Here is a 7710-nt window from a genome sequence, read left to right as displayed (position 1 = left end):
GGGGCTGCGCCGTTGGCGGGAATCCCCCGCGGATTCGTTAGCCGGAAGTTAAAGATCCGTAAGCATTCTGCTGCGATCCCGCAGTCATCTGCATGCAACCGATCGTCATTAGCCTTCGTGACGTTCCAGTCAGGTTCGACGCGGTAAGCTCTTCCTCGATGAGCTCGCAGCATCGCTCATCGAGTGCAGTACGCAGTAGCAATTTGGAGGAATACATCACATGGCAATCGTTCTTTATGTCGGTGGTAGCAAGGATGGCGAGAAGGGCGTGGTGCCCTACGGCTTCAGCAAATCCCGCGCCGACACCGCGCTGGGGCCGGAGTTCTACACGGAGCGGTTCATGGAACTGCAGGGTGTCGGCAAGGTCCGCCTGATGGCCCTGGAAAGCATGCGTGACGACATCGTCATGCAGCGCGCCGCCCGCCACTACCGCTGACCTTCGTAACACGCGGCAGGGCGCGCCCACCATCGCGCGCCCGCGCCGGCATCCCAGCCCAGGGCCAGTCCGAGCCCTCTCTTCGCCAGGATGCCGGCGTCCACTCCGGCCTCGCCGCTGAACCTCGCCCCCTGTCAATGCCTTGTCCGGCTCCGTCGTGGATTGCCAGAATGGGGTCTTCCCGAAACGCGGCATAGACCTGAAGCAATGCACGACGCCAAGAACGCCCAGAGCGCGCTCGCCCAGCAGATCGCCCAGACCATCGCCGACGAGATCGGTGCCCAGTCCGCCCAGGTACGTGCCGCCGTCGGCCTGCTCGACGAAGGCGCCAGCGTTCCGTTCATCGCGCGCTACCGCAAGGAAGTGACCGGGGGCCTGGACGACACCCAGCTGCGCAACCTGGAAGTGCGCCTGACCTACCTGCGCGAACTGGAAGACCGTCGCGCGGCGGTGCTGGCCAGCATCGGCGAGCAGGGCAAGCTCAGCGACGACCTGCGCAATGACATCCTGGCCGCCGACACCAAGAGCCGGCTGGAAGACCTGTACCTGCCGTACAAGCCCAAGCGCCGTACCCGTGCCCAGATCGCCCGCGAGGCCGGTCTGGAGCCGCTGGCCGATGGCTTGCTGGCCGACCCGACGCAGGACCCGCAGGTCTTTGCCGCCGGTTTCGTCGACACCGACAAGGGCGTGGCCGACACCAAGGCCGCGCTGGAAGGCGCCCGCGCGATCCTGATGGAGCGCTGGGGCGAAGATGCCGCGCTGGTCGGTGAGCTGCGGACCTGGCTGGGCGAGACCGGCGTGATCCGCGCGCGCGTGGCCGAGGGCAAGGAAACCGAAGGCGCCAAGTACCGCGATTATTTTGAACACGCCGAGTCGCTGGCGAAGATTCCCTCGCACCGGTTGCTGGCGCTGTTCCGTGCGCGCCGCGAGGAAATCCTGTTCCTGGAACTGGACCCGGGCAGCGAGGCCGAGGCCGGCCACCAGTACGCCGAAGGGCGCGTGGCGCGCAAGGCCGGCATCGCCGACCAGGGCCGAGCCGCTGACCGCTGGCTGCTGGATGCCTGCCGCCTGACCTGGCGTGCCAAGCTGCACACCCATCTGCTGCTGGACCTGTTCAACCAGGCCCGCGAAAAGGCCGAAGCCGAAGCCATCGCGGTGTTCGGCGACAACCTGAAGGACCTGCTGCTGGCCGCACCGGCCGGCCCGAAGACCGTACTCGGCCTGGACCCGGGCATCCGTACCGGCTGCAAGATCGCCGTGGTCGATGCCACCGGCAAGCTGGTCGCCACCGACACCATCTACCCGCACGAGCCGCGCCGCCAGTGGGAGCAGTCGCTGCAGACGATCAAGCAGCTGTGCGCCAGGCACAACGTGGAACTGATCGCGATCGGCAACGGCACCGCCAGCCGCGAAACCGACAAGCTGGCCGGCGAAGCGATCAAGGCGACCGCCAACCCGAAGCTGCAGAAGGTGGTGGTCAGCGAGGCCGGTGCGTCGGTGTACTCGGCGTCCGAGTTCGCGGCCAAGGAGTTCCCGGGCCTGGACGTGTCGCTGCGTGGCGCGGTGTCGATCGCGCGCCGCCTGCAGGATCCGCTGGCCGAACTGGTCAAGATCGAACCCAAGGCGATCGGCGTCGGCCAGTACCAGCACGACGTGGACCAGTACCGCCTGGCGCGGGCGCTGGACGCGCGCGTGGAGGACTGCGTGAACGCGGTCGGCGTCTACGTCAACACCGCCTCGGCCGCGCTGCTGTCGCGCGTGTCCGGCCTGTCGGCCACGGTGGCCGAGAACATCGTGCGCCATCGTGACGACAACGGCCCGTTCAAGCGTCGCAAGGACCTGCTGAAGGTCGCGCGCCTGGGCGAGAAGACCTTCGAGCAGTGCGCTGGCTTCCTGCGTATCGCCGATGGCGACCAGCCGCTGGACGCCTCGGCGGTACACCCCGAAGCCTATCCGGTGGTCGAGCGCATCGTGGCCAGCACCGCGCGCCCGATCAAGGCGCTGATCGGTGACGGCAGCTTCCTGCGTGGCCTGAAGGCCGAGCAGTTCACCGATGCCACCTTCGGCGTGCCGACCGTGCGCGACATCCTCAAGGAACTGGAGAAGCCGGGCCGCGATCCGCGTCCGGAGTTCAAGGCCGCGCGCTTCGCCGAAGGCGTCGAGGACATCAAGGACCTGCGCGAAGGCATGGTGCTGGAAGGGGTGGTGAGCAACGTCGCCGCCTTCGGGGCGTTTGTCGATATCGGCGTGCACCAGGACGGCCTGATCCACATTTCGGCGCTGTCCGATACCTTCGTGAAGGACCCGCGTGACGTGGTCAAGGCCGGCGACATCGTCAAGGTCAAGGTGCTGGAGGTGGACGTGCCGCGCAAGCGCATCGCCCTGACCCGGCGCCTGGACGACACCCCGGGCCAGGCCACCAGCCGCCCGGGCCAGCGCGATGAGCGCAGCCAGGGCCAGGGGCCGCGCCGCGACGCCGGCGGGCAGAACCGTGGGCCGAACCGCGGCCAGGGCAATGGCGGCCGCCCCGGCCCGTCGGCCCCACCGGCCAACAATGCCCTGGCCGAGGCCTTCGCCCGCGCCAAGCGCAGCTGAAGATCGTGCCCCCCGTCACGGTTGATCCGGGGCGGGGGACTTGTCGGTTTTCCCCGTGATTGCGCACACTTGCGCCTGAGGGGGGCGTTCGGCCTCCCCGCTGTCGCTGGGGAGGGCCATGACGCCAGCACGACCCGCCGTCTTCGTCGCAGGCTGCAGCGCTTCGCTGCGGTCGGCGCCTGCCCGCGCCGGCAGGGGACCGGATTGATGGCGGGCCAGGGAAACAACGGCAACGGGCTGCTCGAGCGGCGCCTGCAGGAGCTGGCCGAAGAACGCCGCCGGCTGGCGATGATCATCGATGGCACCTCTGCGGGTACCTGGGAATGGAACGTGCAGACCGGCGAGATGCGGGTCAACGCACGCTGGGCCGAGATCGTCGGCTACCGCCTGGAAGAACTGGAACCGATCTGCCAGAGGACGTTCCTGAAGCTGGTCCATCCCGATGACATCGCGCTGTCCGACGCGGCGCTGGACGACCATTTCGAAGGGCGCAGCGACAACTACGCCTGCCTGCTGCGCATGCGCCACAAGAATGGCCAGTGGATCTGGATCCAGGACCGCGGCCGCGTCTTCGAATGGGACGGGCAGGGCAGGCCGCTGTGGATGGCCGGCGCCCATGCCGACGTCACCGAGCTGCAGCAGGCCCGGCAGGACGCCGCCGAGACCCGCCAGCGCCTGCAGGCGGTGGTCGATGCGTCCGATGAGGTGGCGGTGATCGCCACCGATACCGACGGCACCATCACCCTGTTCAATACCGGCGCGCAGCGCCTGCTCGGTTACACCGCGCCGGAGGTGGTCGGCCAGCGCCGCCTCGATGCCTTCCACGATCCGGCCGAACTGAAAGCCTGGTTGCAACCGCTGGCCGATGCTGATGGCAATCTTCCTGGCGTGTTCGAGGCGCTGAGCGCGCGTGCCGACGGGCAGACCTACTCGCGGCAGTGGACGCTGCTGCGCAAGGATGGCCAGTCACGCCAGGTGCGCCTGTCGATCAGCCGCATGGAGAGCGCCGATGGAGCACGCATCGGCTACGTCGGCATGGCCATCGACATTACCGAGATCCTGCAGGCGCGCGCCGAAGCACGGCTGTCGGCGGAGAAGTTCGCGGGCGCGTTCACCTCCGCCGCACTGGGCATGGCACTGGTGTCGCTGGAAGGGCGCTGGCTGGACGTCAACGACGCGCTGTGCCGGATCCTGGGCTATCCGCGCGAAGAACTGCTGCAGGTCGATTTCCAGCGGCTGACCCATCCCGACGACCTGCAGACCGACCTGGCCCTGGTGCAGGACCTGCTGGCCGGACGACGCAGCCACTATCACCTGGAAAAGCGCTATCTCGACCGCGACGGACGCATCATCTGGGCGCGGCTGTCGGTATCGCTGGTGCGCAACGAGCACGGCGAGCCGCTGCATTTCGTGTCGCAGATCCAGGACATCACCGCCCAGCGCAGCAGTGAGCAGCGTCTGTTCGAGAGTGAACAACGCAGCCGCATCACGCTGGATGCAGTGGCCGACCTGGTGCTCAGCGTCAGCCTCGATGGCCGCATCGACTATGCCAATGCCGCAGCGGTGCGCACGCTGGCGGGCGATGGTGCGCTGTCGCTGGCCGGACACAAGGTACAGGACGTACTGGCGCTGACCACCGAGTACGCGCCCGGCTCGGTACTGGACGTGTCGGTACTGCTGGACCCGGAAAGCAATGCGGTGGACCTGCATGCCGATCTGTTGCTTCGCCTCGGCACCGCCACCGTACCGGTGGACCTGACCCGCGCCTGGTTGCGTGATGACGAAGGCCACGTGCGCGGCGCGGTCTGGGTGCTGCGCGACGACACCCAGCAGCGTGCACGCCAGCGCGAAGCCCGCCACCTGGCCGAGATCGATCCGCTGACCGAGCTGAGCAACCGCCGCGGTTTCGAGGTGCACCTGCAGCAGGCCATCACCCGCGTCGAGCGCACCGGCCAGGCGGCCTCGTTGATGTACATCGATCTGGATCGCTTCAAGCCGGTCAACGACACCTGGGGCCATCTGGCCGGCGATGCCGTGCTGTGGGCAGTGGCCAGCGTGCTGCGCCACGGCGTGCGCGATTCGGACGTGGTGGCGCGGCTGGGGGGCGACGAATTCGCGGTGATCCTGTCCGGGTGCACGCCGCGACGCGCTGCCCGCATCGGCGCTGAGCTGCTGCACACGCTGGCATCTCTTTCCATTCCGTGGGACCAGGACCGGCTGCGGGTCGGCGCCAGCATCGGTATCGCGCCGCTGGCCGGTGGGATGAGCGTCGATCAGGCCGTGGCCGCTGCCGATGCCCAGTGCTACCGGGCCAAGGCGCTGGGTCGCAACAACGTGCAGGTGCAGGGCGAGGCCAGCGAGCTGCCCGGCGATGATTCCGAAACCGCCGAAGGCTGATCTCAGGCTGTGAGAGGACGCGCGCGAATACTGCGCGCATCCCCACTCGAGCAGGTGATCCCATGAAAGTCTGGAGCCCGGTTGCGGTGCGGGCGTATGCCCCGGCAATGGTCGGCTGGTGCCTGGCGCTGGCCGCCAGCCTGCGCCTGGAAGAAGTGCGCGACGATCTGCACGCGCAGGCGTTGCTGCCGGTCCTGCAGGGCGGCGCCATCGCCCTGCTGGTGTTCACGCTGTCCTGTATCGGTGGCGCCAGTCTCGTGTTGTGGCGGGCAGGCAGGAAGGGCGCAGGATGATGGCGCTGAGGGCACCGCCATCATCCCTGCGATCCGCGCCTGGCTTCAACGCAGCACTTCATCCGAACTGACCAGCTGCACGTCGTGCATCAGGTTGAGGTACGCCTCGTAGTAGCCCTTGTGCGAGGCGCCGACGATGGTCAGCATGCGCGCACCCGGCTGTTGCCCGAGTACGTCGCGCATGTTGGCGACCATGCGCAGGTTGCGGGTTTCCCAGTAGCCCACGTAGTTGCGGCCGAAGCCCTCCGGCGACGGCTCGACCAGGGTCGCACCGAAGTCGCTGTTGTAGGCCATCATCGCGGCGTCCGCGCTGTTGTACGCGCGATACATCTCGAGCAGCCCCTCGGGTTTGTCGAGATTGGCTTCGAGTTGCTCGTCAGCGGCCATTCGCGTCTCGACGAAGGGATTGTCCCAGGCGGCCCTGATGGCGGCAGCGTAGGCCTTCTTCCGGGATGCCGGCGTGGGCGAATCCGCGGTGTGGTCGTCGACCGACCACAGCCGTTCCAGGCCCAGCCGTGCGGCCAGTACGCCTGCGACCATGCCCACTTCGTTCGGCTTGGCCATGCGGGTGTCGAGGTAGCGCACCAGTTCAGGGGTCAGGCTGTCACCGGCACGACGCTCTTCACTGGGCAACCGCAGCCACTGCACGACGGCCGAACCGTTCTCGCCCGCAGCGAGGAAAACCGCGGCCAATCGGCGCCGCTGGGCGGCGCTGGGTTCGCTCGGCCAGTCCGCAAGCAGGCGTTCCATCTCGGCATTGGCGCTGGGAACGTCCAGGCCGGTCGCGGCCTGCGCCGGTGCTGGATCGACGCAGTAGTCCTCGACACTTCCGGCGTAGCGGCCTGGATTGCGGCGCATGAAGTCGCACTGCAGGCCGGACAGGTTCTCCACCGCGATCACCGTTGGCTGCCAGGCCTGCAGTCGCTGCAGCAGGGGCTCCAGCATTGCTGGCTTGAAGGTCTTCGGCAGGCTGGACAGGTGCGGGCTGCCCAGCACCAGGACCTCGTTTGGGCGACCGGCAGGCGGACCCTTCAGCTGGTCGGGATGGAAGGACGGCCGATAGGCGGCATCGGCAGCCAGGGCACCGGTACTGCACAGTCCCAGGAAGAGGTAGCTGGCCAAGCGTGCAAGCATGTGATCTCCGTGTCCGTGAACATCCTTCAGGTCACTGCATGCTGGCCGTTTCCCGGCGTCCGGGAATCCCCCGTTGGTCATGGCCCTTTCGGCTTGCGTTGCACGCGCCTCATGAGCGAGGCTGGATGCAATGAAATCGTGGTGCAGGACATGACCTCAGGCAACCGGGTGATCGAAAGTGCGAGGTTGTGCCTGCGGCCTTTCACGGCGGAGGATGCCGATGAGGTGTTCGCAGCGATCACGCCGGGGCTGACACGCTACATGGCCTTCGAGCCGCCGCCGTCGGAGGAGGCCTTCACTGCGGTCTGGCGGGCGTGGTTGCCCACCATCGCCGAGGGGACGGACATCACCTTTGTCATCCGCCGACGTGACGATGGCGCCTTCCTTGGTCTGGCCGGCCTGCATCGAACCATGGACGCCGAACCCGAACTCGGCATCTGGATCGATGAAGCGATGCATGGCCAGGGCTACGGCCAGGAAGCCGTGGCGGCGGTGTGGTCGTGGGCTTCCGGGCGCCTGCGATGCGCGGCATTCCGCTATCCGGTGGCCGAGCAGAACGCGCCGAGCCGGCGTCTGGCCGAATCCCTGGGGGGCGTGCCCGTCGCGCGTGAGCAGGAAGTGAAGTACACGGCGATCGTCTATCGCATTCCTGCGCGCATGCCTGGAGTTGCGACGGACGTCGCGGAATCCCGCTAAAGCCCCGAACCCCATCGCCGATATCCCCTCTGGATCCCGCTCCAGTCACCCGCTGCAGGACCCCAGGCTGCCCCCGATGGGCGGTCCGCGCTGTGTGTTCCGCCGTTGCCTATGCCGATCGCACCCGCACCAGACGTTCTTGCCAGCCGCTCGAGGGGT

The 7710-nt window shown here is 67.7% G+C and carries 6 protein-coding genes; 5 read left to right on the top strand and 1 reads right to left on the bottom strand.

Features of this window, described 5'->3' with window-relative positions; genetic code table 11:
• Positions 1-220: 220 nt before the first annotated feature.
• The 4 genes from N5D91_RS09805 (at position 221) to N5D91_RS09790 (ending at position 5721) form a co-directional block, all read left to right on the top strand.
• The gene (locus N5D91_RS09805) at positions 221-436 is read left to right on the top strand and encodes a hypothetical protein (RefSeq protein ID WP_006452005.1); all 216 of its coding nucleotides are present in this window, start codon (positions 221-223) and stop codon (positions 434-436) included.
• Between the two features lie 207 nt (positions 437-643).
• Positions 644-3031: a Tex family protein gene (locus tag N5D91_RS09800; protein WP_180854621.1), complete on the top strand. Its 2388-nt coding sequence runs from the start codon at positions 644-646 to the stop codon at positions 3029-3031.
• A gap of 207 nt (positions 3032-3238) precedes the next feature.
• Complete coding sequence (locus N5D91_RS09795; protein WP_180854620.1) at positions 3239-5428, top strand: PAS domain-containing protein; 2190 nt, start codon at positions 3239-3241, stop codon at positions 5426-5428.
• Positions 5429-5490: 62 nt separating this feature from the next.
• The gene (locus tag N5D91_RS09790) at positions 5491-5721 is read left to right on the top strand and encodes a hypothetical protein (RefSeq protein ID WP_180854619.1); all 231 of its coding nucleotides are present in this window, start codon (positions 5491-5493) and stop codon (positions 5719-5721) included.
• A gap of 45 nt (positions 5722-5766) precedes the next feature.
• Here the strand turns inward: N5D91_RS09790 and N5D91_RS09785 are convergent, their stop codons facing one another.
• Entirely contained in the window at positions 5767-6855 is a 1089-nt protein-coding gene (locus N5D91_RS09785) for a DUF5694 domain-containing protein (RefSeq protein WP_164162578.1), read from the bottom strand.
• 111 nt (positions 6856-6966) lie between these two features.
• Here N5D91_RS09785 and N5D91_RS09780 point away from each other — a divergent pair, with 111 nt between their 5' ends.
• On the top strand, positions 6967-7551 hold the full coding sequence (locus N5D91_RS09780) for a GNAT family N-acetyltransferase (RefSeq protein ID WP_258011554.1): 585 nt from the start codon (positions 6967-6969) through the stop codon (positions 7549-7551).
• Positions 7552-7710 lie beyond the last annotated feature (159 nt).

The sequence above is a fragment of the Stenotrophomonas sp. GD03794 genome, from assembly GCF_029842145.1.
GTDB classification, from domain to species: Bacteria; Pseudomonadota; Gammaproteobacteria; order Xanthomonadales; family Xanthomonadaceae; genus Stenotrophomonas; species Stenotrophomonas riyadhensis.
Note: the sequence above shows the minus strand (reverse complement) of the source record. Positions and strands in the feature narration are given on the sequence as shown.